The sequence below is a fragment of the Agrobacterium sp. CFBP 3001 genome, assembly GCF_027871605.1.
Classification (GTDB): Bacteria; Pseudomonadota; Alphaproteobacteria; order Rhizobiales; family Rhizobiaceae; genus Agrobacterium; species Agrobacterium leguminum.
On record NZ_JAQAHD010000009.1, the window covers coordinates 109,285 to 133,495 of the forward strand.

A 24,211-nucleotide genomic window follows, 5' to 3' on the forward strand; every position below is an offset into this window, starting at 1 on the left:
GGGGGGTGAGCCCGGAGCGCCGGAGTGTCAATGATTGTCAACTGCCGTGTACGGTGTCGAAGAACGCGCGTCGGGCGGATGACGGACGCAGCCGCACCCCGGTGTGGCACCGGGGTGACGGGGCCAAACGATCAGGCCGTCGCGAGGCAGGCGTTGAAGCTCTTTTCCAGCTTCTCACGATCCAGTTCGCGGCCGATGAAGACGAGGCGGCTTTCGCGTTTTTCGTCTTCCTTCCACGGGCGCTGGTGGTCGCCCTCGATGATCATGTGCACGCCCTGCACCACGTAACGTTCCGCATCGCCCTTGAAGGCGATGATGCCCTTGAGGCGCAGAATGTTCGGGCCGTCGGTCTGGGTGACCTTCTGGATCCACGGGAAGAATCGCTCGGGGTTCATCTCGCCGCCGCGCAGCGAGACCGACTGCACCGTCACATCATGGATCGGCGAAACCGCGCCATGGTGGTGATGGTCGTGCCCATGGTCATGATCGTGGTGATGATGCCCATGATCGTGGTCATGGTCATGATGATGGTGGTCATGATCGTGGTGGTGATGATCGCAATCAGGGCCGCAAACATGGTCGTCATGGCCATGCTCGAGGAAATGCGGATCGTTTTCCAGCGCGCGCTCCAGATTGAAGGCGCCCTGATCGAGAACCCGGGCGAGATCGACACCGGACCGGGTGGTCTTGTAGATGCGTGCGGAAGGATTGATGGCGCGCACGATATCCTCGATGCGGGCCACTTCCTCCGGCGAAACGAGATCGGTCTTGTTGACGACGACGACATCGGCAAAGGCGATCTGGTCTTCGGCCTCGCGGCTGTCCTTCAGGCGCAGCGGCAGGTGCTTGGCGTCAACCAGGGCGACGACGGCGTCAAGCTCGGTCTTGGCGCGCACGTCGTCATCCATGAAGAAGGTCTGGGCGACGGGAACCGGATCGGCGAGACCTGTCGTTTCGACGATGATACCATCGAAACGGCCGGGGCGGCGCATCAGGCCTTCCACGACGCGGATGAGGTCGCCGCGCACCGTGCAGCACACGCAGCCATTGTTCATCTCATAGATTTCTTCATCGGACTCGACGATCAGATCGTTATCGATGCCGATCTCGCCGAACTCATTGACGATGACAGCGTATTTCTTGCCGTGGTTCTCGGAGAGAATGCGGTTGAGAAGCGTCGTCTTGCCGGCGCCGAGATATCCCGTCAGGACGGTGACTGGAATGGGCTTGGCTATAGCTGTTTCGGTCATGGAAAACCCCGCGTGGAGAGAGGCCGTCAGGCCTCAGGAAGATGTGTCGTCGTCCATATAGGCGCGACGTCCGGGCAGTTCAAAGAGATTTTGGCCGAATTCGGCCATGTCGCTCAAATTTTGTTATGAAATAACGTTATGTCAAAAGCGTGGATATCTTCAAGCAGTTCGACAAGGCCTTTTACGGCATGGGAAATCAGCCTTTCGCCCTTTTCCGCAGTGGCGGCGGCGGCGTTTCCGGCAACGCCGTCGGGGTTGAGATCGCTCATCAGCCAGCCGAATGCATGCGGGCCATAGGCGCGCAGGTGTTTGAAGCGGCTGGCGAAATCGCTCTGGCGGGAGGGAAAGTCTTCGGCCTTCTGCATCGCCACCCGCTCGGGATGAAGCGCCAGCATGACCGATGTTTCGATATCGCCGCCATGAATATCGACCGCCTTGTCCTCCGGCTTCACGATATCGGCCGGTACGCCAAAACGGGTCCAGCTTGTGGCGACCGCCAGCATGCCGAAACGGGCGCGGGCCTCGGTGGCGACGATGGTCATCAGCGGTGAATTGCCGCCATGGGCGTTCAGCATCACGAATTTGCGCACGCCCTTTTTATATTCCGCCTCGGCGATGCCGAGCCAGCGCTCGATGGCCTCATCGTAACGCAGGGTTTTCGTGCCCGGCACATTCATGTGTTCGATGGAATAGCCGACCGGTTCCGCCGGCAGGAAAGAGACGGGCAGGTGGGCGGGCAGGGTGGCGGCGAGACGGGCGGCGATGCCTTCGGCAATCAGCGTATCGGTCTCGAAGGGCAGGTGCGGCCCATGCTGTTCATGCGCGCCGAGCGGTAGCACGGAAATTGCAGCTGTTGCGCGAAGATGCGGGTCTGTTACGTTTTCGTCGTGATAATGCGTGTATGAGTTTGGCATATGGCAGTCCGCGCGTGCATTCGTTAAGGATTTCCAGCAACATATATCGGTTCCGCCACAGGGTAAAAGGCACTCGCATATGAGCAAGGACAAAACCGGGCATAAGGACAAAAGCGCCAAGAAGGAAAAGGGCGGCAAGAAAGTAAAGGACGCCAAAAAGAGGGATGAGAATTTCAACCCCGAGGAACTGGCGCAATCCATCACCCAAGCGGCCCGCTCCATGCGCACGGCGCTCAGCCACAGCCTTGCCGAAAGCGGGCTTTATGCGGGCCAGGACGGCGTTATCCTGGCGCTGGCGCAGGAAGGCAGCCTCACGCCGGGGCAGATCGCCCAGAAACTCGGCGTCAAGGCGCCGACCATGACACGCACCATCGGCCGCATGGAAGCCCAGGGCTTCGTGGAACGCAGCGGCGACGACGAGGATGGCCGTGTGACGCTGGTGAAGCTGACGGAAGCGGGTTTGAAAAGCGTCGAGCACATCAATGTTTCCATTGCCAATTGCGGCGCAAGAGCCGTCGACGGGCTTTCGGCCAAGGATGTGCGCAACATCGTTAAACTCTTGAAGGCGATAGACGCCAATCTTCAATAATTTTTGCTGAAATTTTTAAAAGAACCATCTGTTTTGTGGGTATTCCTTAAACGGGTTGCGGATTTTGTTTAAATTGTTTAATTGCAATTTAAACGGAGCCATCCGTCATTGACACGCGTTTGGGGAGGAATGCCGTGGCCCAAAAGGTCAAACTGTCCACGATTGCCGAAAGCCTCGGTCTTTCGACCGCCACCATTTCTCTTGCATTGCGCGACAGCCCGCTGGTCGCCGCCGATACGCGGGACAAGATCAAGGAACAGGCGCGGGCACTGGGTTATATCTATAACCGCCGCGCCGCCAGCCTGCGCACCTCGCGTTCCGGCATTGTCGGCGTGGTATTCCATGATGTGATGAACCCGTTTTACGGGGAAATTCTGAAAGCCATCGAAAGCGAGCTGGACCGCAGCCGCCAGACCTTCATTCTTTCCAACCATTACGATTCGGTGGAAAAACAGCGCACCTTCATCGAAACGCTGCTGCAGCTCGGCTCGGATGGCATCATCATGTCGCCGGCCATCGGCACGCCGATCGAGGACATGACGCTGGCCGAGGAAAACGGCATGCCCGCCATTCTGGTGGCCCGCTCCATGGATGGCGTCGACATGCCGACCTATCGCGGCGACGACAGCTATGGCATTTCGCTTGCCACCAACCACCTGATCAGCCTCGGCCACCGCACCATCGCCATGGTTGGCGGCACCGACCAGACATCGACGGGCCGTGACCGTTATCAGGGTTATGTCAATGCGCTGCGCAAGGCCGGCATCGAGGTCGATCCGAACCTTCGCATTCCCGGCCCGCGCTCCAAACAGGGCGGTTTCGAGGCTGCCGTGCATTTCCTCTCGCTGCCGCAGAAACCGACTGCTGCCGTCTGCTGGAACGATCTCGTCGCCATCGGTCTCATGAACGGCATTTCCCGTGCCGGCTTGGTGCCGGGCGTCGATATTTCCGTCACCGGCTACGACGATCTGGAAGAGGCGGCGATTGCCACACCGGCGCTGACCACCGTGTCCAACGGCCAGGCCGAGGTGGGGCGCTTGGCGGCCCGCGCGCTGCTGGACCGGCTGGCGGGCAGCCACGAGCCTGATGGCATTCACCTCATCAAGCCGGAAATGCGCATCCGGCAATCGACCGGGCCGGTGCGACCGCGGGTGTGAGGCTTCAGACGATGGGAAATGGTGCGCGTTCTGTGCATTGCACCTTTCCGTCATTCCGGCCTTGAGCCGGAATCCAGTCACCGCGTGTCTACGCGGTGAAAAAGACTCTCTCAGCCCAAGGACTTGGGCTGGCTGGATGCCGGATCCAGTCCGGCATGACGGTGAGGGCGCTTAAAAAAATCGGCATGAAACTTCCGTCTGCCCCCATAGCATCCCCTTATTGCCCTTTTCACGGCCGTGTTTGTTTGAAAGGATCGCCGCCCAGAGGAGTGGGATGGCGAAAGGTTCGCCTGAAACCCGCTCCGGCTATCGGAATGTTATCAGGAGGAATATCCGCTCATGTCTGACAAAAAGGCCGTCGTTCTCGTTCCCGGCAAGATAAACCCGCGCGTTCTCGAACGCCTCGAAGGCAAGGTCGAGATCGTGACTGTGCCTGCCGGCGCCGAGCCGGTTCTGCCTGATGGTGCGGCCGAGCGTGTTAACGCCATTGCCGTTTCCGGCGTCGTCAACGCCAAATGGATCGATGCGCTGCCGAAGCTCGAGATCATCGCCAATTTCGGCGTGGGTTATGATGGCGTCGATGCCAAACATGCCGCCACACGCGGCATCGTGGTGACCAATACGCCTGATGTGCTGAACGACGAGGTGGCGGATACAACGATTGCGCTTTTGATCAACACCGTGCGCCGTCTTTATCAGGCCGAGACCTGGTTGCGCGACGGCAAATGGGTTGGCGAAGGTCCGTTCGCGCTGTCGCCGTTTTCGCTGCGCGGCCGCAAGGTGGGTCTCTTTGGCATGGGTCGCATCGGGCAGGAAATCGCCAAGCGGCTGGAGCCTTTCAAGGTGGAGATCGGTTACCACACCCGCAGCAAACGGGATGGCCTCCCTTACACCTATTACGGCTCGCTGAAGGAGATGGCGGAAGCCGTCGATATCCTCATCTGCATCGTGCCGGGTACGCCGGAAACGCATAAGGCGATCAACGCCGAAATCCTGACGGCGTTGGGGCCTGAGGGCGTGTTCATCAATGTCGGGCGCGGTTCCAGCGTCGATGAGGATGCGCTTCTGCAGGCGCTTAAGAGCGGTGCTGTGGGGGCTGCCGGTCTCGATGTGTTCTATGCCGAGCCGAAGGTGCCGGAAGCCTTCCTGTCGCTGCCGAACGTCTCCCTGCTGCCGCATGTCGCCTCCGCCTCGGTTCCGACGCGCAACGCCATGGCCGATCTGGTGGCCGACAATATTCTTGGCTGGTTCAAGGACGGCAAGGTGCTGACGCCGGTGCCGGAAACGCCGGTCAAGGGGTAATGCTTTACCGCCACACGCCCGTCACCCCGGACTAGATCCGGGGTCCAGCGCGATCAAGTCCTTGATCGCGAAATACTCCTCTCACGGCGCAGACGCGCCGTGGCTGGATACAGGCTCAAGGCCGGTATGACGGAAGAGAGGTTCTCGCCCTTTGTGGGCGTTCTATTCCGCAATCTCCGCGCTTCCCACCCATCGCCCTTCGGCAAATGATCGCGCCATGGCATGAATGCTGCGCTCGATCTTCAGCCCTTCCTCGAAATCGATGATATGGGCCTTTTTCCCCTCGATTGCCGCGATCAGTTCCCGGCATTCGATCACCTTCAGATCGTTGAAGCCGAGGCCGTGGCCGGGGGCGGGGATGAAGCGGTCGTAGGGCTTGTGGTGCGGTGCGGTGAGAATTGTTCTGAAACCCTGCTCTTCCGGGCGTCCATCCGTGGTGTAGAGCTGGAACTCGTTCATCCGCTCCTGATCGAACAGGATCGAGCCGGTGGAACCATAAATCTGGATGGCGATGCGGCCCTTGCGGCCCCAGGCGGAACGGTTGGCGATGAGCACGGCGGAAATGCCGCCTTCGAGCTTCAGCAGCACGCTGGCGAGGTCATGTGTTTCGACGGCGCGGTCGCCACCGCCGGCAAGCGGCCGGGTTTCATAAGGCTTCACCATGTCGGTGATGGCGCTTTCGGCATGGCCGAAGAGAGCGAAGAGCAGTGACAGCGGGTGCACGGCAAAATCGTCCAGCGCGCCGTAACCGGAGGAAGCTTCGCTCTTCCAATAGAAGGGCTGGGTGGCGTCGGCCATGAAGTCCTCGTCCATTTCGGCCCGGACGTGATAGACCCTGCCGATGGCGCCTTCGTCGATCAGGCGGCGGATATGGCGGATGACGGGGTTCTGGATGTAATTGTAACCCATCGCTGCCGCCTTGCCGGAGCGGCGGGCCGCATCGCGCATCTTCACCGCGTCAGCAAAAGCGGGCGCCATCGGCTTTTCACACCAGACATGTTTGCCGGCCTCAAGGGCGGCAATGGCCATTTCCGGGTGGAAGGCGTTGGGCGTGGTGACCGAAATCACGTCGATCTCGGGATCGGACAGCAGGTCGCGCCAGTTGCCTGTCGAGCGGGCAAAGCCGAACTCGGCGGCTTTCTTCGCGGCAAGCTCGGAGTTAACTTCCGCGAGCGTCACGAGGCGGGGGCGTTCCACATCGCCGAAGACGCTGGTGACGTTGTTCCACGCCAGCGCGTGGCATTTGCCCATGTAACCGGTGCCGATAAGGCCCACGCCAAGAGCGGCCATGCTATTCTCCTCCCGAAATTATTTGAATTAATTCAATTGTTTGGATGCGTTGGTTCAGCTCCGACGCAGAGTCGAGACGTACCTCCGCAGCCCCCTCATTCCTGTGCCTGTCACAGGAATCCAGCCGACGCGCGTCTGCGCGACGGAAAGACTCCTTTCAGCCCAAGGACTTGGCTGGCTGGATCCCTGTGACAAGCACAGGGATGAGGAGGCGGCGGTGTTTGCCTGAAATGCCTTACGGATTATCCCGCTTGAAAATCCAGTCGTGATCCGGGTGGTTCTTGAACCGCCATTTGCGCATCGGCCCCGCCATCACGTTCAGATAATACATCTCATAACCATAGGGCGCGCCGCAGGGGTGGTGGCCCTTTGGCACCAGCACGACATCGCCGTCCGACACCGCCATGGTCTCATCCAGCGAACCGTCTTCGGTGAAGACGCGCTGGAAGCCGAAACCCTGCGCCGGGTTGAGGCGATGATAATAGGTCTCCTCCAGATAGGTCATATCGGGATAGTTATCCTCATCATGCCGGTGCGGCGGATAGGATGACCAGTTGCCCGACGGCGTGAAGACCTCCGTTACCAGCAGGCTGTCGGCCACATCGCGCTCTTCCATGGCGATGGGGAAGATGTAACGCGTATTGGCGCCCTTGCCACGCTCGGTGAGCTGCACGCCATTCGGGCCGATCTGCTGCGCCTCGCGGCTGCCTTTTTCGCCGGGTGCGGTGCAGACGCCGATGGTGCAATCCGTTGTGGCGGTCAGCGACCATTCGGAGCCGGCCGGAACATAAACGCAATGCGGCGGCTTGCGCTCGAACACATTCATGCGGTCGCCGAGTTCACCGAAGTCCTTACCGCCTGCGGAAATCGTCGCCTTGCCTTCCACCAGCACGAGGATGACTTCCGTATCGCCGGTGTTTTCCGCCGCCGTCTCGCCCGGCTTCAGGCGGTAGAGGCCGAAACCGACATAACCCCAATCCGCGCTTTGGGGCGTGATATCGTGCACCTTGCCGCTGGTCGCGACCGGCTTGCGCAGAAGTGAGGTCATGGTGGTTTTCCTTTTTGGTCAGTCGTTCGTCGGTTCTTGCCGTCTCGTCACCCCGGCCTTGAGCCGGGGTCCAGCCGACGCGCGTCTGCGCGGCGGGGACAACTCTTTTCAGCCCAAGGACTTGGGCTGGCTGGATATCGGCTCAAGGCCGGTATGACGGGCGGGGTATGCCGCCCGTTATCGGTTCAGCTCAAGCAGCCTGAGCCTTGTCCAGCCCTGCTTCGCGCGCAAAAGCCTTCAGCGATTTCAGCCCGAGGCTCTGATATTCGAACGGGTTGCGCACGTCAGGGTCCTGCTCGGCCTCGATCACCAGCCAGCCGCTGTAACCATGCTCGGCCGCAACCTTCAGCACCGGCGGGAAGTTCACGCCGCCTTCGCTGTCGCCGGGAACGGTGAACACGCCGCGGCGCACGCCTTCGAGGAAGGAGAGCCGCTCACCCCGAACCTGATCGGCAATGGCAGGGCGCACATTCTTGGCATGGATATGGCCGACACGACCCATGTATTTCTGCGCAACGCGCACGGGATCGCCGCCGCCGAACAGGCAATGGCCGGTATCGAGCAGCAGATGCGTCTTCGGGCCGGTGTGTTTCATCAGGAGATCGATTTCCTCTTCGCTCTCGACCACCGTTCCCATGTGGTGGTGATAAACGAGGGTGATACCCTGTTCTGCGGCAAAGGCGGCCAGCGCCTCCACGCCCGCGCCGAATTTCGCCCAGTCCTCGGCCGCAAGGCGCGGACGGTCGACCAGCGCCTTGTTGTCATCGCCATGGATGGCGTTGGAGGTCTCGCAGACGATGATGACCTTCGAGCCCATGGCTTTCAGCAGGTCAAGCGCCGGCTGCAACGCCTTCTTTTCGGATTCGATGTCGTCGGTCAGAAGGTTCAGCGAATGCCAGCCGGAGACGAAGGAGAGGCCGCGCGGCGAAAGCACGCCCTTCAGGCCTTCCGCCTCAGTCGGGAACTTGTGGCCCTTCTCGATGCCGTCAAAACCGATCTTGGCGGTCTCATCGAGGCATTGTTCGAGGCTGATATGCGCGCCCAGCGTGCGGTCGTCGTCGTTGGACCAGGCAATCGGGTTGGTTCCGTAACGGATCATCTTACTGTCTTTCCTTGACATGGTTTTCATAACGGACGCGGGCCGGGCCGATTTCGGCGCGGTCGGAAACTTCAGGCACCGCGACATCCCACCAGTGACCGCCGGCCTGCGGCGTCGGGTAAGGGTCGGTATCGATAACGATGACGGTGGTGCGGCTGGAGGCACGGGCTGCCGCAAGCGCCTCTTCCAGCTCGGTAATGGTGGAAACCTTGCGCGCATCCGCCCCCATCGAGCCTGCATGGGCCACGAAATCGATGGCGATCGGGTTGACGTTGGTGTGGGCGTAGAGATTGTTGAACTCCGCGCCGCCGGTTTCCATCTGCAGCCGGTTGATGCAGCCGTAACCGCGATTGTCGGTGATGACGAGCGTGATCTTCACGCCCATGGCAACCGAGGTCGCAAGCTCGGAATTCATCATCATGTAGGAACCGTCGCCGACCATGACGATCACGTCGCGGTCCGGTTCCGCCATCTTGATGCCGAGGCCGCCGGCCACTTCATAACCCATGCAGGAGAAGCCGTATTCCATGTGATAGGAGAGCGGCAGCTTGGATTTCCACAGCTGGTGAAGCTCGCCCGGCATGGTGCCGGCCGCGCACATGACGACGGTATTGTCACGCGACTGGCGCTGCACCGCGCCGATGACCTGCATGTCGGTGGGCAGGCTGTTGGCATTGTCCTCGCCCGGCGCTGCCGTATCGGCATCGGCCTTTTTAAACCATGCAGCCTTGAGGCCGGCATCCGGCGCCGCAAAACGGTGGCTGCCGAGTGCTGCGGAAAGTTTCTCAAGCCCGATCTTCGCATCCGCCGTCAGGCTGATCGCATCGTGCTTGGCGCTGTCATAGGGCTGAACGTTAAGCGCCAGGATTTTGCGGTTCGGGTTCTTGAACAGCGCCCAGGAGCCGGTGGTGAAATCCTGAAAACGGGTGCCGACACCGAAGACAAGATCGGCCTTTTCGCTGATGATATTGGCGCTCTCCGCTCCGGTCACGCCAACGGGGCCGAAATTCAGATCATGGTCCCAGGCGAGGGCCGATTTACCGGCCTGCGTTTCGACGACGGGAATGGAATGGGTTTCGGCAAAGCGCTTCAGCGTTTCGGTTGCGCCGGCAAAATGCACGCCGCCGCCAGCAACGATGATCGGGTTCTTCGCCGCCTTGAGCGCAGCGACGGCCTCTTCGAATTCCACCACATCCGGCTCGGGGCGGCGCTGACGCCAGACACGCTTTTCGAAGAAGCTCTCGGGGTAATCATAGGCTTCCGCCTGCACATCCTGGCAGAAGGCGAGCGTGACAGGGCCGCAATCGGCCGGGTCCGTCATGGTGCGCATGGCGCGGGGAAGTGCGGTGAGCAATTGTTCCGGCCGCATGATGCGGTCGAAGTAACGGCTGACGGGGCGGAAGCAGTCATTCACCGTCATCGTGCCATCGCCGAAATCTTCGAGCTGCTGCAAGACCGGATCGGGCCCACGATTGGCGAAGACGTCGCCGGGGATCAACAGCACGGGAAGGCGGTTGACATGGGCAAGGGCGGCGGCCGTCACCATGTTTGCCGCACCCGGGCCGATGGAGGAGGTGACCGCCATGGCGCGGCGGCGGCGCAGCTGCTTCGAATAGGCGATGGCCGCATGGGCCATGGATTGCTCGTTCTGGCCGCGATAGGTCGGCAGTTCGTCGCGGATACCATAAAGCGCCTCGCCGATGCCGGCGACATTGCCATGGCCGAAAATGGCCCACATGCCGGCGATATAGGTTTCGCCATGTTCATTCCTCTGCGCTGCCAGGTAACGAACCATGGCCTGCGCAGCCGTCAATCTGATTGTCTTCACGCTGCCTCTCCCTTTTTGGCGCGCGCCTCATCCCAAATGCGGCACAGGCTGGTATAGCGCTGCGCCATATCCCTGACCGCTTCCTCATCGGTCATCTTGCCACCGAGCCAGCTGCGGGCGGCATCCGCGAAAATCGTGCGGCCAACGGCGAAACCTTTGACCAGATCGAAACCGGCGGCAAGGCGGAAGCTCTCTTCCAGTTCGCTTTGCGGTGCGTCGAGACCGAGAACGACGATGCCCCGCACGTAAGGATCGTTGCGATGCACGGCGTCGCAGGCATTCTTCCAGGCCGCACGGGTCTTCATCGGCTCCAGCTTCCACCAGTCGGGATAGACCCCGATCTCGTAAAAGCGCTCGATGATGCGGGCGGCGGTCAAATCGTCGGTCGGGCCGACCTTGGAGGGAATGACCTCCAGCAGCATTTCCAGCCGGTTGCGTCGTGTCGCCTGGAACAGACGCGTGACCGTCTCTTCCTGCGCGGCGCGCATCTCATCCGTATCGTCGGGATGATAGAAACACAGAACCTTGACGACATTTTCAAGCGGCCATTCGGAAAGACCGCCGAAATCCTTGCCGAGATCGGGTTCCAGCGTCAGTGGGCGCGAACCCGGCCATTCCACGGGACGGCCGATCCAGAGGCCCGAGCCGCTGGCGGCAAACAGGGCGTCACGTCCGAGACGGCCATCGCAGAGAATGCCGTAACCCGGCCTGTCGCCGGCGACATGCTGCGCGGCCTGAAGGCAGAGTTTCTTGAAAGCGCCGATCTGCTCATGCTTCACGCCAAGCTCGTCGGCGATGGCTTCCAGCTGCATGCGGTGGTCGAAGGCGAAGACGCGCATCGTGTCCCAGTCGCCCTTGCGGTTGGTTGACCAATGCACCTGCTCCAGCGCCTCGTCCTTGCGCAGTGCCTTATTGCGAATGCCCGCCTTGAAGAAATATTGCAGTTCTTCCCAGCTTGGATAGGCCGGCGTGCAGCCATGGCGGGAGACGGCGAAGGCGCCGCAGGCATTGGCATATTTCAGCGTCGTCGGCCAGTCTTCGCCGCGCAGCCAGCCGCGAAACAGCCCGGCCATGAAGCCATCGCCGGCTCCTAGAACATTGAAGACCTCGATGGGGAAACCCTCGCCCGTCTCGCCATCGTCGAGGCTGGAAGGAATTTCACCGGCGAAAACCGAAGCGCCCATCGGCCCGCGCTTGCACACCAGCGTCGCATTCGAGACCTTGCGCACGGCGTTCAGCGCGGTCAGCGTATCGGTGGAGCCGCCGGCAATGTGGAATTCCTCTTCCGTGCCGACGATCAGATCGAAGAGATGCAGGGTGGATTGCAGCTTGGCGGTCACCTTCTGCGATTCCACGAAACGGCTTTCGCCATCGCCATGGCCGGCCACACCCCAGAGGTTGGGCCGGTAATCGATATCGAGCGCGGTCTTCGCGCCATTTTCGCGGGCGAGTTTCAGCGCCTTCAGCACGGCCGCTTCCGTCTTCGGATGCGACAGATGCGTGCCGGTGGCGCAGATGCAGCCGGCCTCGGCAATGAAGGCTGGATCGATGTCGTCTTCGCTGAGCGCCATGTCGGCGCAGTTTTCGCGATAGAAGATCAGCGGGAACTGGTTCTGGTCACGAATGCCGAGCAGCACCAGCGCGGTCAGCCGCTCCGGATCGGTCTTCACACCGCGCACATCGACGCCTTCGCGCACCAGCTGTTCACGGATGAAGCGGCCCATATGCTCATCGCCGACACGGGTGATGACGGCGCTGTTGAGCCCGAGGCGCGCAGCGCCGGCTGCAATATTGGTGGGAGAGCCGCCGATATATTTGGCAAAGGAGGCCATGTCCTCGAGACGGCCGCCGACCTGCGAACCGTACAGATCGACAGACGAGCGCCCGATCGTGATGAGATCAAGTTTTTTCAAAAGGTTCCTCCTTAGCACCGCACCTCGGTACGGTCTGCCTCACATGTCTGGAGCGGCATTCAGGCGACGATCGCCCGCATCTTTCGCCATCCCGCTCCGATGAGCCTCCTCCGCTCATTTTCGTTCGTCACGAGACGGACGATTATGGAATGCCCGTTTCATGGATTTGGATCATAAATTCTATTTTTTCCGTTTTCAATAAAAATATTCAGGCTGTTTTGCGCGTTCCCACAGCCACGGCCAGCGTAATGGCCAGACAGAGCGTGGCGGAAAGCGAGCGGAACGCGCCGAAATCGATCTCGGTGACGGTCAGCAGCGTCGCGCCGGATTTGCGCAGCGGATTGACGGCGGAATCGGAGAGCGCCACGACCGGAATACCGTTGGCGCGGGCGTTTTCCGCCAGCTCCAGCGTTTCTGCGGAATAGGGAGAAAAGGTGATCGCGATCAGCGCGTCGTCACGGGAAATGGCGCTGATATTGCCGAGCCCGCCGACCGCACTGTGCAGAACCGCCGGCACCTTCATCTTCTCGAAGGCGTAAGCGAGATAGCTGGCAATGGGGAAGGACCGCCGCAGACCGATGATATGCACGGTGCGCGCCTTCGCCAGCGCCGAAACCGCCTCGTCAAGCTGGCGGGTATCGACCGATTTCAGCAGCATTTCCAGCGAGGAACGGCCGGCCTCCACGAATTCGGCAAGCAGGCTGGAAGCGCTTTCATCGCCCTTCTCCCGCAGATGGTCGAGTCGCGTGGCATAATCCGGCCAGCCGCCGACGTAGGAATCACGGAACAGCCGCTGCATTTCCGAAAAGCCGGAAAAACCCATGATCTGGCAAAAACGCATGAAGGCCGAGGGCTGCACGCCGGCCCCTTCCGCCATTTCGGCGACGGTGGAAACGGCGATGCGATCCTGATTGGAAGCGACATAATCGGCGCATTGCCGCAATCGTTTCGGCAAACCCTCCGCGACCTGGAGCAGCCGCTCCTCAAAAGCCTTTACGGATTCTGGCGCCTCGATTGCCGTCATTGTCGTTCCTTTGTGCAGACTGAAATCGTGTGCACTTTAACTGCAGTGGAATTTTTATTCCATTGGGTTTTTTGAGGAAGAGCAAATGAGACGGCGGGCGCTTTGTGTGATCGGTCACCCTCCGTCATTCCGGCCTTGAGCCGGAATCCAGCCGGCGCGCGTCTGCGCGGCGCGAAGTGTCTTTTCACCCCAAGGACTTGGGGTGGCTGGATACCGGCTCAAGGCCGGTATGACGAGATTATATATGTGAACGCGCAACGGCGATGCGTTGGCTCAATGCAGCCCGCCAACCCCAAGATGCGTATCGATAATATCCGGGTTCTCCGCAAGGTCGCTCGACGGCCCTTCCCAGACGATGCGGCCGCGTTCCATGATGATGGCGTGGTCGGCGAAGTCGATGGCCATCTGGATGCGCTGTTCGACAAGGAGGATGGTCATTTCGCCCGATTGCGCCAGTTTGGAGAAGGCGGCCATCAGCTCCTCGCAGATCACCGGGGCGAGGCCTTCGAGCGGTTCGTCGAGAAGCAGCACGCGCGGCTGGCCGAGAATCGTGCGGGCGGTGGAGAGCATCTGCTGTTCGCCGCCCGAAAGTTGCGAGCCGAGATTGCGGCGGCGCTCTTTCAGGCGCGGAAACAGCGTGTAGGCTTCCTCAATGGCCGATTTCGGCCGGGCCTTGAGGCCGACGAACAGGTTTTCCTCAACGGTGAGCGTCGGGAAAACGTCACGCGTCTGCGGCACGTAGCCGAGGCCGGCCTTGGCGCGGGCGGCGCTCGGCAGGGCCGCGATGTCCTGCCCCCCGATGCGGATATCGCCGGCAAAACGTTTCGTCTGGCCGGCCAGCGTGGCGAAGAGGCTGGTTTTGCCGACGCCGTTGCGGCCGAGCACGGCAAAACGCGAGCCCGACGGCACGGAAAGCGACAGGCCCTCGATGACGCGGGTGGGGCCATAACCGGCGGTGAGGTTGACGATTTCAAGCGGCGCTGCGGGCATCGGCGTAACTTCCCAGATAAGCTTGGCGGACTTCCGCATTGCTGGTGACGTCTTCCGGCGAACCGTCGAAGATGACCGCGCCTGCGGCTAGCACCACCACACGTTTGGCAAAACGGAAGACCAGATCCATGTCGTGCTCGATCATCAGGATCGCGAGGTCGGCCGGCAGCCGGTCGAGCGCCTGTTCGATGCGCGCGGTTTCCGTGGAAGGCACGCCGGCGGCCGGTTCGTCCAGCAGCAGGATTTTAGGGCGAAGCGCCATGGCAAGCGCGATCTCGATCAGCCGCTGCTGGCCATAGGCGATTTCGCGCACCTTTGTTTCGGCAAGCGCCAGAAGGCCAAGCGTGCCGAGAATGTCGCGGGCTTCGCCCATCACCGCAGGCATGGCGCGGTAACGGCCGAAAATCCGGCGCGTCCTGCCTTCGCGCTGGAGAATGGCGAGCGCCACATGTTCCTCCGGCGTCATGTCCTGAAACAGCCGGGTGACCTGGAAGGAGCGGACGAGGCCACGCTTCACCCGCTGGCTGGCGCTGAGGCCGGTCACGTCCTCGCCGGCGATGCGCACCGTGCCGGCCGAGGGCTTGATATTGCCGGTGACGAGATTGACGAAGGTGGTTTTGCCGGCGCCATTGGGGCCGATCAGCACCGTGCGGTCTCCCGGCGACAGCGACAGCGAGACATTGTTGGTGACGACGAGGCCGCCGAAATTTTTCTTGAGGCCGGAGACTTCGAAAATGGCGCTCATTTGCGACCTCCACGGATGCGCGCAATGATCTGCTCACCCGCGCCATAAAGTCCACGCGGCGCAAAAAGCACGACGGCAATCAGCAGCAGGCCGACAATGGTGAGCCAGTGGAACGGATTGGCGGCGGAAACGACATCCTCGAACCACATGAAGGTGACGGTGCCGATCAGCGCGCCGTAAAGGGAACCCGCGCCGCCGAGCACCAGCATGACCAGCGCTTCGGCCGAAAGCGTGAAGCTGAGGCTATCGAGACCGACGACCTGGGTGGAAATGGCATTCAGCGCACCGCCAATGCCGGCGACGATGCCGGATATGACGAACATCTTCAAAATCGTGCCGTTGACGGCGCCGCCCATGGCCTGAATGCGGATGCTGTCCTGCTTGACGCCGCGGCACAACATGCCAAAGGGCGAGTTGACCACCACCCTGAGGGCGAGGAAGACGACGAGCAGCAGACAGACGCCATAAATATAGGCGGTGCGGCCGAAAAGGTCGAATTCGAAGGTGCCGAACAGCGCGTCCGGGGAAACGCCGGCAAGACCGTCGCTGCCGCCCGTCCAGCCCGATGCCTTGTTGGCCGCCTCATGAAACAGGTGGATGACGGCGATGGAAAGAACGAGCTGCGGCAGGCCCTGGGCGCGCAAGAGAACCGTGCCGGAGACCAGCCCGGCAACGCCGCCCGCGCCTGCGCCGATCACGGTCATCAGCAGCGGATCGGTAATCTCGAAATGGGCGGCGGCAATGCCGGCGGCATAGGCGCCTGCGCCGAACAGCGCGGCGTGGCCGAGCGTGGCGACACCGCAATAGCCGGTAACGAGATCGATCGACAGCACGAGAAGCGCAATGGCGATGATGCGGGTCAGAAGCGCCAGATTATCCGGAAACAGGTAATAACCGGCAATGGCGGCGATAATGATGAGGAGCGGCCCTGCAAGCGTGCGCAGCGGCGAGCGCGCCTTCGGGATTTCTGCCGTTTCAGTCACGTCGTTCATGAGCACCGCCATCTCATTTCGCCCTTCCGAGAAGGCCGCGCGGGAACAGCGTGATGATCACGATGACCGCCAGGTAAAAGAAGAATTCGCCATATTCGGGCGCGAGATACCGCCCGGTCGTATCGATGGCGCCGAGCAGCAGGCAGGCGATCAGCGCGCCGGGAATGGAGCCCGCGCCACCGACCGAGACCACCACGAGGAAGGTCACCATATAACGCAGCGCATAATAGGGTTCGACCGGCAGCAATTCCGCGCCGATGACGCCGCCCATGGCGGCAAGGCCGACGGCGATGGCGAAGCTGACGGCATAGATGACCTCGGTGCGAACGCCGAGTGCGGCCGCCATGGCGGCGTTATCGACAGCAGCGCGCAGCTTGATGCCGAAAGCGGTCTTTTCGAAGGTGAACCACAATGCGCCGGCAACAGCCAGACCGCAGGCAATGGCGAAGATGCGGTGGGTGGCGATGGTGCGGAAGCCGAGATCGGTGGGGCCGGCCAGCTGCTGCGGCAGCGGAATGGTCTTCAGCGTCGGGCCGAAGACGAAATTGGCGATGCCGATGATGCAAAACGTGATGCCGATGGTCATCAGCACCTGTGTCAGCTCCGGCGCGCCATAGATGCGGCGATAGAGAAAACGCTCAAGCGGAATGGCGATGACGATGGTGCCGACAATGGCGACGAGGATCGCCAGGGCATAACCGAGGCCGAGGCCATGGGCGGCATAGGAGGCGAGATAACCGCCGATCATGGCGAAGGCGCCATGCGCCAGATTGACCACCCGCATCAGCCCCATCGTCACCGAAAGGCCGATGGAGATGATGAACAGGACCATGCCATAGGCAAGCGCATCGACAAGGATGCTGAAGACCGTCTGCATGCTGAAAAACCCTCCCGGTGCTGCAATGCCCATCCGGGCCGGAGACGGGCCGCTATTGGCGGCCCGACAACGTCTTTTAAAAGCTGCCGTTACTTCGCGGCGGCGAGGCCCGGATCGCCCTGTTTTTCGAAGGTCTGGACTTCCTTGTTGTAATAATTGCCGTCATCGCCCTTGGCCACTTCGCGCAGGTAGATATTCTGCGTGATGTGGCGGCTTTCCGGATCGATGCTGACAGGGCCGCGCGGGCTTGTCCAGGAAAGACCCTTCACCGCGTCCACGGCCTTTTCCGCATCCTGCTTGCCGCCAGTAGCCTCGATCATCTTGCTGATGACATACATGCCGTCAAAGGCGCCGACGGAAGGGAAGGAGAGCTCCTTCGGGTTGCCGATCGCCTTGGCGGCGGCCTCCACGAAGGTCTTGTTCTCAGGGGAATCATGCGAGACGGCGTAATGGAAGGTCGTCTGCATGCCGAGCGCGGCTTCGCCAAGCGCCGGCAGGTCGGATTCCTGTGTCAGATCTCCCGGCGCGAAGAGCTTGACGCCTGCGGATTTCAGGCCGTTATCATTGAAGGCCTTGACGAAGCCGAGCGTGGTCGGGCCCGACGGCAGGAAGGCGAAGACGCCTTGCGCGCCGGAATCCTTCACGCGCTGCATGATCGGGCTGAAATCATTGGTGGAAAGCGGCATGCGAATGCTTTCGACAACCTCGCCGCCGGCGGCGGTGAAGGCCGCCTTGAAGGCGTTCTCGGCATCGACGCCGGGGCCGTAATCGCTGACCAGCGAAATGACCTTCTTTACGCCGCCATCAAAGGCCACCTTGGCGATGGGGGTGGAGGTCTGCCAGGTGGTGAACGAGGTGCGCACCACATAGGGGCTCTTGGTCACGATGGCCGAAGTGGCGGCATTCATGATGACCATCGGCACATTGCCCTGCTTCAGCAAAGGCGTGACGGCCATGGCGTCGGGGGTGAAATAGAAGCCGGCGAGATATTGTACGCCTTCCTTCACCACCAGCTCCTGCGCCAGCGCCTTGGACTGCGCCGGATCGGCCTGCGGCACATCGCGATAGACGACTTCTACCGTATCGTCGCCGACCTTGTTGCCGTGCAGCGCGAACCAGGCATCGATGCCGGCCTTGAAGTTCTTGCCCTGCAGCGCGAAGGGGCCGGAGAACGGACCGACCACGCCCACCTTGATTGTATCGGCATAAGCGGCAGTACTGAAGCAGATGGCCGCGATGGCGGCGGTGATCCGTAATTTCATGATTTCCTCCCAATTGATCCGTGGCTCCCATCCACCGATCCAGACTGCCAGATTGATGAGTGCGGTGGCCAAAGTAAAATGAAATAAGGGGGGTGATAAATAACCTGACGGTTATCAATACCCGTCCCGCAGGGTTTGTCTCATGCGAGATCGCACAATAGTGATCATCCCGTGATTCTCACTATATAGCGCCGCCGCAGCCATCACGACCGGTGTTTTCGCGGCACGTGGTATCGAAATGCTTCCTCATGAAAACCAGCTTTTGTGACATGTTTCGAAAATGACGGTCATACCCGCGCAAGCCTCGTGCCTTAACCAGTTCTAAGGGGATTGTTTGTAGCCTCGCGAAGCATATTGTGAACTTTATTTGGTGTCTGATGGGCGAATATCAAAATAGAGTTGTTGAGTTGATGCGAGATCGCGTTGGCGAAAGTATACTCAACAATAAGATCGAGCGCCGCGAAGCATTTCTTCGCAAGGCGCTGGCGCTGTATCACGTCATGGGCGGAGACGCGCAAGGCATGCACGCTGCGGCGGAGGATGCGATCAACCTGCAAAAGCCGAGTGTCGATGTCGCTATTGGCGACGTGATGCATGAGCTGGCAGCAATCGGTCACGTTGCCGATCTTGATATTATCCAAGCCGGGTACAACAAGCTTGATGCCGCCAATATGCATATTCTAAGCAAGGGCAAGAGGCTGTTGCAGAAGCAGCGGGACCAAAAACTCGCGAGCACGGCGGGAAAATAGGCCGCCCATCGAGGGCGGCCCGCAATATCAGGCCACTTCCCCCACGAGAATCTCCTGCCAGGCATCATAGGCGGAGAGAACCGTTTCCATCTGTGCGGTGTGGCCGGTGATGAAGTCGTTGCCGTAGATCGTCTCGTCCGGATATTCGGTGATCAGCGTCATCGGCACGGTGTGACGGTCATCGACGGAGGACAGGCACGGGAAGCCGTTGATGATGCGGAAACCGGTTTCGCCGGCGTGGATTTCATAAAGCGCGATCTGGCGGTTATTGTAATCGAGCAGGCCGGGAATGGCGCCGAGATGGCGGGTTACCCGGTCGAGCAGGGCTTCGGCCTGCCTTTCCCAGTCCGCATGGTGGCGGATGATGAGGAAGAACCCTTTCGGCAGCGTCCACATGGCGAAATTGCGCGGGACATAACCGGAAAGCGGCCGGGTCCATTCGTGGGATGGATAACCATGCAGGTTCACATGCAGGCTCGCGCCGCTCATCTCCTGCGCCCTGAAACGGATTGCCTTCTCGTTGAGATGGACACCCGAATTTTCCCGCGTGCGATATTCGAGATCGTCGCCGAGCGCCGTGTAACGCGCCGCGTGATGCATGTGGCGCGGATTGTCGGCTCTCAACCGCTGATGCAGGGCGTAACCATCCGGATTTTCCAACGGCGAAATGGTGAAATGTGCGCCCTTGCGCTCTGCGAGTTTGCGGGCGGCGCGGATGGCGCCAACGATGCCTGTGGTCTCATTGGGGTGCTGACCGCCGCTGATCATCACGGCGGCATCGCTGCCGGGGACATAACGGGCGGCAAGAATGCGGCCGGAACGCGAGCGGGCCTCGAAGGCTTCGCCGCCGATCTCTTCAAGCAGTTTTGCGAGCTGGCCTGCAGCAACCGGTTCGCTGGCCGTATCGATCTGCTGTTCGCGGCCATCGAGAAAGGCGGTGGTGAGCGTGCGCGCCTCGATGCGGACGGAGACTTCGCCTTCGCTTTTGACAATTTCCGGCACGATCTGGCCGGGCTTCAGGCCCCGGTCACCCAGCGGCCGGCCGGACTTCTTCTGGAAGAATTCCAGGAGCGAGAAATAGAAATCCTCATGCAGGGCTTCGCGCAGGCTGACGACCTCATCGCCGAGGGCAAGTGGCAAATCTTCGGCCGGATGCGCGACGCGGATGTTCAGTTCCTCGAAATAGGGCTCTTCATCGCCCCAGCCGTGGTTGGCGACGGCATGGATCGCCGCTTCGAAAAGCCGTTCGTAATCCGTCTCCAGCCGCTCACCCACAGCATCGCCGGCAAGCCGGAACCAGCCCGTGGGTGAAACATTGGTTTCGCCGACGATATCCGTGTGCACCCGGTTTGGCGCCAGAATCTTCAGGGTTTCCTTCTTGCCGTTGCGGCTCAGGGTAACATCATAATGGAAGGCGTCGTCGTTCCGGGCGACGAAGTCGATCTTCGCATCGCCCACCAGAGCCGCCAGCGGATAGGCTTCCAGCCGGAACCGGTTGACGGGGGCGTTTGCGTGTACGGGGTAACGCACCTCGATGGTGTCGACGCCATCCAGATTGATCTCTTCCATAAAGGTGAAGAGAAGCGGCTTGTAGGCGCTGCGGATGCGGGCGCTGACGCCTTTTTTCTTCAGCCGGTTTTCGGCTTCGCGGCGGCTTTTGGCATCATCGAAGCTCCATGCCTCGAAGGACTGGCCGGGCTCGGCATTGGCGAGAAGCGCATCCAGCGTGCGTTCGAAAGTCTGGTCGAAAATCTGGCTCATCGCTGTTACCTCGAGGTTCTGCCGGTGGGGTCGAGGCTGTCGCGCAGCCAGTCGCCGAGAAGGTTGAGGCCAAGCACGGTCAGAAGGATGGCAAGACCCGGGAAGACGCTGACCCACCATGCCGTCTGCAGATAGGTCCGCCCATCCGCCAGCATGCCGCCCCAGCTCGGAATGGTCGGATCGACGCCGAGACCGAGGAAGGTGAGGCTGCTTTCCAAGAGGATGTTATTGGCGACATTCAGCGTCATCAGCACGATGACCGGGCCGATAAGGTTCGGCAGCAGGTGCTGGAGAATGATGCGCCAGTCTTTCACGCCAATAGCGCGGGCGGAAAGGATGAATTCCCGCTCCCGCAGCGTCAGCACCGAGCCGCGCACGAGACGGGCATATTGCACCCATTGCGAGACGATCAGGAGGATGATGGTGTTTGTGAGGCTGCCGCCGACAATGGCGATGAAGGTGATGGCGAGCAGAATGAAGGGCATGGCGAGCTGGATATCGGCAAAGCGCATGACCAGGATATCCCAGAAGCCGCGATAATAACCCGCCACCAGTCCTACCGCGACGCCGAAGATGACCGCGCCGATAACCGAGGTGAAACCGACAAGCAGCGAAATCTTGCCGCCGGCGACGACACGGGCGAGCACGTCACGACCCAGCGGATCGGTGCCGAGCGGATGGGCGGCATTGGCAAAGGGCTTGGCAAGGCGCGCCATCAGGTCGATCTTGTCCGCGCCGCCCGGAAACAGCACATCGGAAAAGACGACGGCAAGGCAGATGACCACGGTGAGGAACGCGCCGAGGACGAATTCGAGATTGGTGAAGCGCGCGAGACGCGAGGTTTTGGCAGCCATCGTCACTTACTCCGTGCGGATGCGCGGATCGACAAGCCCATAGGCGATATCGACCAGAAGGTTGATGCCGACGATCATCAGCGACAGCACGGTGATGACGGCCTGAAGCACGGGATAATCGCGCGCGCCGACCGCATCGAAAGCCAGCGTGCCGAGGCCCGGCCAGTTGAAGACGCGTTCGATGACGACGATGCCGCCGAGCAGCCCACCAAATTGCAGGCCGAAATAGGTGATGAGCGGAATGGCGCAGTTGCGCAGCGCGTGTTTGTAGAGAACCTTGTTTTCGCTGAGGCCCTTGGCGCGCGCCACCATGACATATTGCGAGCGCAGCGTATCGAGCATGGCTGTGCGCACCAGGCGCACATTGGTGGCGGTGAGGATGACACCCATGGTGACGGCGGGCATGATGTAGCTGGCAAAGCCACCCATGCCGCTTGGCGGCAGCCAGCCGAGCGTGATGGAGAACAACAGCACCAGCATGGTGGCCAGCCAGAAATTCGGGAAGGACAGGCCGACGAGCGAGAAGATACGGATCACCTGATCGACCGTCTTGCCGCGCGAGGTCGCCGCCTTGATGCCGAGCGGGATGGAAAGCGCAATCGACACCGCCATGGAGATGAAGGCGAGAAGCAGCGTGGCAGGCAGGGCATCGGCAATGAGGCGCGAGACCGGCGTGCTGCCGGTGAAACTGCGGCCGAAATCGAGCGTCACGAGGCCCTTCAGGAAGCTGAAATATTGCACGAAGAACGGCCGGTCGGTGCCGAGTGCTGCGCGAATGCGCGCCAGATCGTCTTCCGTCATGCTGCCGCCACCCTGGAACATGGTGACAGCCGGATCGCCGGTGAGGCGAATGGCGAAAGAAACGAGAAGGGTGATGGCTATGACGACAAAAATCGCCTGCAGCAATCGCTTGATGAGGAAACCGGCCACGTTTTTTACCTTGAAGAGAAGTTCTGCCTTGCCCGCGCGTGGCGGGCAAGGCGACTTATGAGAGGATCAACCAGCTTATTCGACGGTGACGTCGGTCAGCTTCAGGCGGTTGTCCGGCGGTGCGACGAAACCCTTGACCCGCTTGTTGATGCCGTAAATGGCATTGGTGTTGTAAAGCGGAATTTCCAGCGCGCGTTCGGCGGTATAGCTGCCGATTTCCTTGAGGATCTTTTCGCGCGCGGCACGGTCGGTCAGCGGACGCTGGGATTCCAGCAGCTTGTCCAGCTTCTCGTCCTTGTCATAGGGGTTCCACTTTTCACCGGAGTGATACATGGAATAGGCCGTGTTGTCGTAATCGAAGGTCCAGCCGCCCCATTTCTGCTGGAACATCGCGCCGGTCTTGCCCTGCGGTATGATGTCGTTCAGCAGCACGTTGGTTTCGTAAGGCTTGATGGTGGCGGTGATGCCGACCATGGAGAGGTAGCTGGAAATAACCTGCGCCACCTCGTTCATCGTCGCGTCGTTGCCGCGGATATCGATCTGCAGCGCCGCACCCGGCTTGACGCCGGCTTCCGCGAGCAGCTTCTTGGCGCCTTCCGGATCGTAGGGCAGCGGCTTCAGTTCCGGGTCGTAACCGAAGGACAGCGCGCTCTGGAAGCTCGCGATTTCCGATGCCTGACCGGCAAGGATCGACTTGACGATGGTGCCGCGGTCGACCGCCATGATGATGGCCTTGCGCACCTTCGGATCGGCGGTGATGCCATCACGAGTGTTGAAACGCAGCGCATCGACCGTCGGGCCGGGAACGCTGACGATCTCAAGCTTGGAATCGCCTTGGATAACCGGGATCATGCCAATCGGGATGGTGGGCGGAATGACGAGATCGACGCGGCCTGCCTGCAATTCGGCAACGGCGGTCGCCGGCTCGGCGATGAAGCGATATTCAAGCTCGGAAAGTTTTGGCGCGCCGCCCCAGTAATCCGGGTTGGCTTCCAGCTTGATATTGGTCTTCGGCGCGTAGGAAACGAATTTGAATGCGCCGGTGCCGACGGGGTTGAGATTGAAGTTGTCCTCGCCCTTTTCCTGAATATATTTCGGCGGAACGATCATGCCGCCATAACCGGCAAGCTTGGTCAGAAGCACCGGATCGGGCGCCTTCAGCTTCATGTCGACGGTGTAATCGTCGATGACATCGACGCTTTCGATGGCGACGTAGTTGGAACGCTGCGGGCCCTTGGCACCCTGTTCGCCGAGAAGGCGCTCGAAGGTGAACTTGACGGCGGCGGCGTTGAAGGGCTCGCCATTGTGGAACTTGACGTTCTGGCGCAGCTTGAAACGGATGCGCTTGCCCTCATCCAGCTCTTCCCAGGATTCGGCAAGGCCGGGCACGACCTTCAGGTCCGGGCCGCGATAGGTGAGGCCATCGAAAATGTTGGTGGCGACGGCCGCCCATTGCACGAGGAAGGTGTCGATCGGATCCCAGCTGCCCGGATCCTGCGGGCTGGAAATGGTCATCTTGCTGGCGGCGAAAGCCGGTGCGGCGGTAAAGGCCGTTGCGGCCATGGCAAGCGCGACGAACGTTGTCGTCATCCCCTTCTTTATCATTGTCATCTACCTGTTCCTCTTCAGATGGTTGC

21 protein-coding genes are annotated in these 24,211 nt (G+C 60.9%); 4 read left to right on the forward strand and 17 right to left on the reverse strand.

Annotation, left to right across the window (positions count from 1 at the left end; all coding sequences use genetic code 11):
• Positions 1–131 precede the first annotated feature (131 nt).
• Both PH605_RS13560 and PH605_RS13565 read right to left on the reverse strand, forming a co-directional pair.
• A complete protein-coding gene (locus PH605_RS13560; RefSeq protein WP_059758487.1) occupies positions 132–1,250 on the reverse strand; it encodes a CobW family GTP-binding protein in 1,119 nt (372 codons plus the stop codon).
• 113 nt (positions 1,251–1,363) lie between these two features.
• The gene (locus PH605_RS13565) at positions 1,364–2,164 is read right to left on the reverse strand and encodes a creatininase family protein (protein WP_078053192.1); all 801 of its coding nucleotides are present in this window, start codon (positions 2,162–2,164) and stop codon (positions 1,364–1,366) included.
• A 79-nt stretch (positions 2,165–2,243) separates the two neighbouring features.
• On the opposite strand from PH605_RS13565, the gene PH605_RS13570 reads away from it, so the two are divergent.
• The 3 genes from PH605_RS13570 (at position 2,244) to PH605_RS13580 (ending at position 5,212) form a co-directional block, all read left to right on the forward strand.
• A complete protein-coding gene (locus PH605_RS13570) occupies positions 2,244–2,753 on the forward strand; it encodes a MarR family winged helix-turn-helix transcriptional regulator (protein WP_142845208.1) in 510 nt (169 codons plus the stop codon).
• Between the two features lie 134 nt (positions 2,754–2,887).
• Positions 2,888–3,910 (forward strand): LacI family DNA-binding transcriptional regulator, encoded by a 1,023-nt coding sequence (locus PH605_RS13575; RefSeq protein WP_003505469.1) that lies wholly within the window; start codon positions 2,888–2,890, stop codon positions 3,908–3,910.
• A 339-nt stretch (positions 3,911–4,249) separates the two neighbouring features.
• A complete protein-coding gene (locus PH605_RS13580) occupies positions 4,250–5,212 on the forward strand; it encodes a 2-hydroxyacid dehydrogenase (protein WP_104679894.1) in 963 nt (320 codons plus the stop codon).
• A gap of 162 nt (positions 5,213–5,374) precedes the next feature.
• Here the strand turns inward: PH605_RS13580 and PH605_RS13585 are convergent, their stop codons facing one another.
• The 11 genes from PH605_RS13585 to PH605_RS13635 form a co-directional block, all read right to left on the reverse strand.
• Positions 5,375–6,502 (reverse strand): Gfo/Idh/MocA family protein, encoded by a 1,128-nt coding sequence (locus tag PH605_RS13585; RefSeq protein WP_142845207.1) that lies wholly within the window; start codon positions 6,500–6,502, stop codon positions 5,375–5,377.
• 235 nt (positions 6,503–6,737) lie between these two features.
• Complete coding sequence (gene iolB / locus PH605_RS13590; RefSeq protein ID WP_080857918.1) at positions 6,738–7,550, reverse strand: 5-deoxy-glucuronate isomerase; 813 nt, start codon at positions 7,548–7,550, stop codon at positions 6,738–6,740.
• Positions 7,551–7,740: 190 nt separating this feature from the next.
• Positions 7,741–8,649 carry a myo-inosose-2 dehydratase gene (gene iolE / locus PH605_RS13595; protein ID WP_142845205.1) on the reverse strand — a complete coding sequence of 303 codons (909 nt, stop codon included), beginning with the start codon at positions 8,647–8,649 and terminating at the stop codon, positions 7,741–7,743.
• 1 nt (position 8,650) lies between these two features.
• Entirely contained in the window at positions 8,651–10,477 is a 1,827-nt protein-coding gene (gene iolD, locus PH605_RS13600; protein ID WP_142845204.1) for a 3D-(3,5/4)-trihydroxycyclohexane-1,2-dione acylhydrolase (decyclizing), read from the reverse strand.
• Positions 10,474–12,390, reverse strand: coding sequence for a bifunctional 5-dehydro-2-deoxygluconokinase/5-dehydro-2-deoxyphosphogluconate aldolase (locus tag PH605_RS13605; protein WP_125146053.1), 1,917 nt, complete (start codon positions 12,388–12,390; stop codon positions 10,474–10,476). The genes iolD and PH605_RS13605 overlap by 4 nt, the downstream gene beginning before the upstream one ends.
• Positions 12,391–12,598: 208 nt before the next feature.
• Positions 12,599–13,414, reverse strand: coding sequence for a MurR/RpiR family transcriptional regulator (locus PH605_RS13610; RefSeq protein ID WP_142845203.1), 816 nt, complete (start codon positions 13,412–13,414; stop codon positions 12,599–12,601).
• Positions 13,415–13,687: 273 nt separating this feature from the next.
• Positions 13,688–14,404 carry an ABC transporter ATP-binding protein gene (locus PH605_RS13615; protein ID WP_003519829.1) on the reverse strand — a complete coding sequence of 239 codons (717 nt, stop codon included), beginning with the start codon at positions 14,402–14,404 and terminating at the stop codon, positions 13,688–13,690.
• A complete protein-coding gene (locus PH605_RS13620) occupies positions 14,385–15,149 on the reverse strand; it encodes an ABC transporter ATP-binding protein (protein ID WP_142845202.1) in 765 nt (254 codons plus the stop codon). Before PH605_RS13620 ends, PH605_RS13615 begins: the two co-directional genes overlap by 20 nt.
• The gene (locus PH605_RS13625; protein ID WP_142845201.1) at positions 15,146–16,153 is read right to left on the reverse strand and encodes a branched-chain amino acid ABC transporter permease; all 1,008 of its coding nucleotides are present in this window, start codon (positions 16,151–16,153) and stop codon (positions 15,146–15,148) included. Before PH605_RS13625 ends, PH605_RS13620 begins: the two co-directional genes overlap by 4 nt.
• Before the next feature lies 1 nt (position 16,154).
• Complete coding sequence (locus PH605_RS13630; RefSeq protein WP_065655352.1) at positions 16,155–17,018, reverse strand: branched-chain amino acid ABC transporter permease; 864 nt, start codon at positions 17,016–17,018, stop codon at positions 16,155–16,157.
• An 89-nt stretch (positions 17,019–17,107) separates the two neighbouring features.
• A complete protein-coding gene (locus PH605_RS13635) occupies positions 17,108–18,280 on the reverse strand; it encodes an ABC transporter substrate-binding protein (RefSeq protein WP_065655351.1) in 1,173 nt (390 codons plus the stop codon).
• A gap of 377 nt (positions 18,281–18,657) precedes the next feature.
• On the opposite strand from PH605_RS13635, the gene PH605_RS13640 reads away from it, so the two are divergent.
• On the forward strand, positions 18,658–19,029 hold the full coding sequence (locus tag PH605_RS13640; RefSeq protein WP_142845254.1) for a hypothetical protein: 372 nt from the start codon (positions 18,658–18,660) through the stop codon (positions 19,027–19,029).
• 27 nt (positions 19,030–19,056) lie between these two features.
• Here PH605_RS13640 and PH605_RS13645 read toward each other — a convergent pair whose 3' ends face one another.
• The 4 genes from PH605_RS13645 to PH605_RS13660 all read right to left on the reverse strand — a co-directional run bounded on the left by PH605_RS13645 (position 19,057) and on the right by PH605_RS13660 (position 24,185).
• A complete protein-coding gene (locus PH605_RS13645) occupies positions 19,057–20,790 on the reverse strand; it encodes a M14 family metallopeptidase (protein WP_142845200.1) in 1,734 nt (577 codons plus the stop codon).
• 5 nt (positions 20,791–20,795) lie between these two features.
• Entirely contained in the window at positions 20,796–21,644 is an 849-nt protein-coding gene (locus PH605_RS13650; RefSeq protein WP_078053180.1) for an ABC transporter permease, read from the reverse strand.
• A gap of 6 nt (positions 21,645–21,650) precedes the next feature.
• Positions 21,651–22,574 (reverse strand): ABC transporter permease, encoded by a 924-nt coding sequence (locus tag PH605_RS13655; RefSeq protein ID WP_161987893.1) that lies wholly within the window; start codon positions 22,572–22,574, stop codon positions 21,651–21,653.
• 75 nt (positions 22,575–22,649) lie between these two features.
• Positions 22,650–24,185, reverse strand: coding sequence for an ABC transporter substrate-binding protein (locus PH605_RS13660; RefSeq protein WP_142845199.1), 1,536 nt, complete (start codon positions 24,183–24,185; stop codon positions 22,650–22,652).
• Between the last annotated feature and the right edge of the window lie 26 nt (positions 24,186–24,211).

Coding starts and splice junctions, on each gene's coding strand:
- iolB (WP_080857918.1), bottom strand. CDS start 7,550: ATGACCTCACTTCTGCGCAAGCCGGTCGCGACCAGCGGCAAGGTGCAC.
- PH605_RS13620 (WP_142845202.1), bottom strand. CDS start 15,149: ATGAGCGCCATTTTCGAAGTCTCCGGCCTCAAGAAAAATTTCGGCGGC.
- PH605_RS13610 (WP_142845203.1), bottom strand. CDS start 13,414: ATGACGGCAATCGAGGCGCCAGAATCCGTAAAGGCTTTTGAGGAGCGG.
- PH605_RS13635 (WP_065655351.1), bottom strand. CDS start 18,280: ATGAAATTACGGATCACCGCCGCCATCGCGGCCATCTGCTTCAGTACT.
- PH605_RS13585 (WP_142845207.1), bottom strand. CDS start 6,502: ATGGCCGCTCTTGGCGTGGGCCTTATCGGCACCGGTTACATGGGCAAA.
- PH605_RS13615 (WP_003519829.1), bottom strand. CDS start 14,404: ATGCCCGCAGCGCCGCTTGAAATCGTCAACCTCACCGCCGGTTATGGC.
- PH605_RS13565 (WP_078053192.1), bottom strand. CDS start 2,164: ATGCCAAACTCATACACGCATTATCACGACGAAAACGTAACAGACCCG.
- PH605_RS13630 (WP_065655352.1), bottom strand. CDS start 17,018: ATGCAGACGGTCTTCAGCATCCTTGTCGATGCGCTTGCCTATGGCATG.
- PH605_RS13660 (WP_142845199.1), bottom strand. CDS start 24,185: ATGACAATGATAAAGAAGGGGATGACGACAACGTTCGTCGCGCTTGCC.
- PH605_RS13570 (WP_142845208.1), top strand. CDS start 2,244: ATGAGCAAGGACAAAACCGGGCATAAGGACAAAAGCGCCAAGAAGGAA.
- PH605_RS13640 (WP_142845254.1), top strand. CDS start 18,658: ATGGGCGAATATCAAAATAGAGTTGTTGAGTTGATGCGAGATCGCGTT.
- PH605_RS13580 (WP_104679894.1), top strand. CDS start 4,250: ATGTCTGACAAAAAGGCCGTCGTTCTCGTTCCCGGCAAGATAAACCCG.
- iolE (WP_142845205.1), bottom strand. CDS start 8,649: ATGATCCGTTACGGAACCAACCCGATTGCCTGGTCCAACGACGACGAC.
- PH605_RS13650 (WP_078053180.1), bottom strand. CDS start 21,644: ATGGCTGCCAAAACCTCGCGTCTCGCGCGCTTCACCAATCTCGAATTC.
- PH605_RS13645 (WP_142845200.1), bottom strand. CDS start 20,790: ATGAGCCAGATTTTCGACCAGACTTTCGAACGCACGCTGGATGCGCTT.
- PH605_RS13625 (WP_142845201.1), bottom strand. CDS start 16,153: ATGGCGGTGCTCATGAACGACGTGACTGAAACGGCAGAAATCCCGAAG.
- PH605_RS13560 (WP_059758487.1), bottom strand. CDS start 1,250: ATGACCGAAACAGCTATAGCCAAGCCCATTCCAGTCACCGTCCTGACG.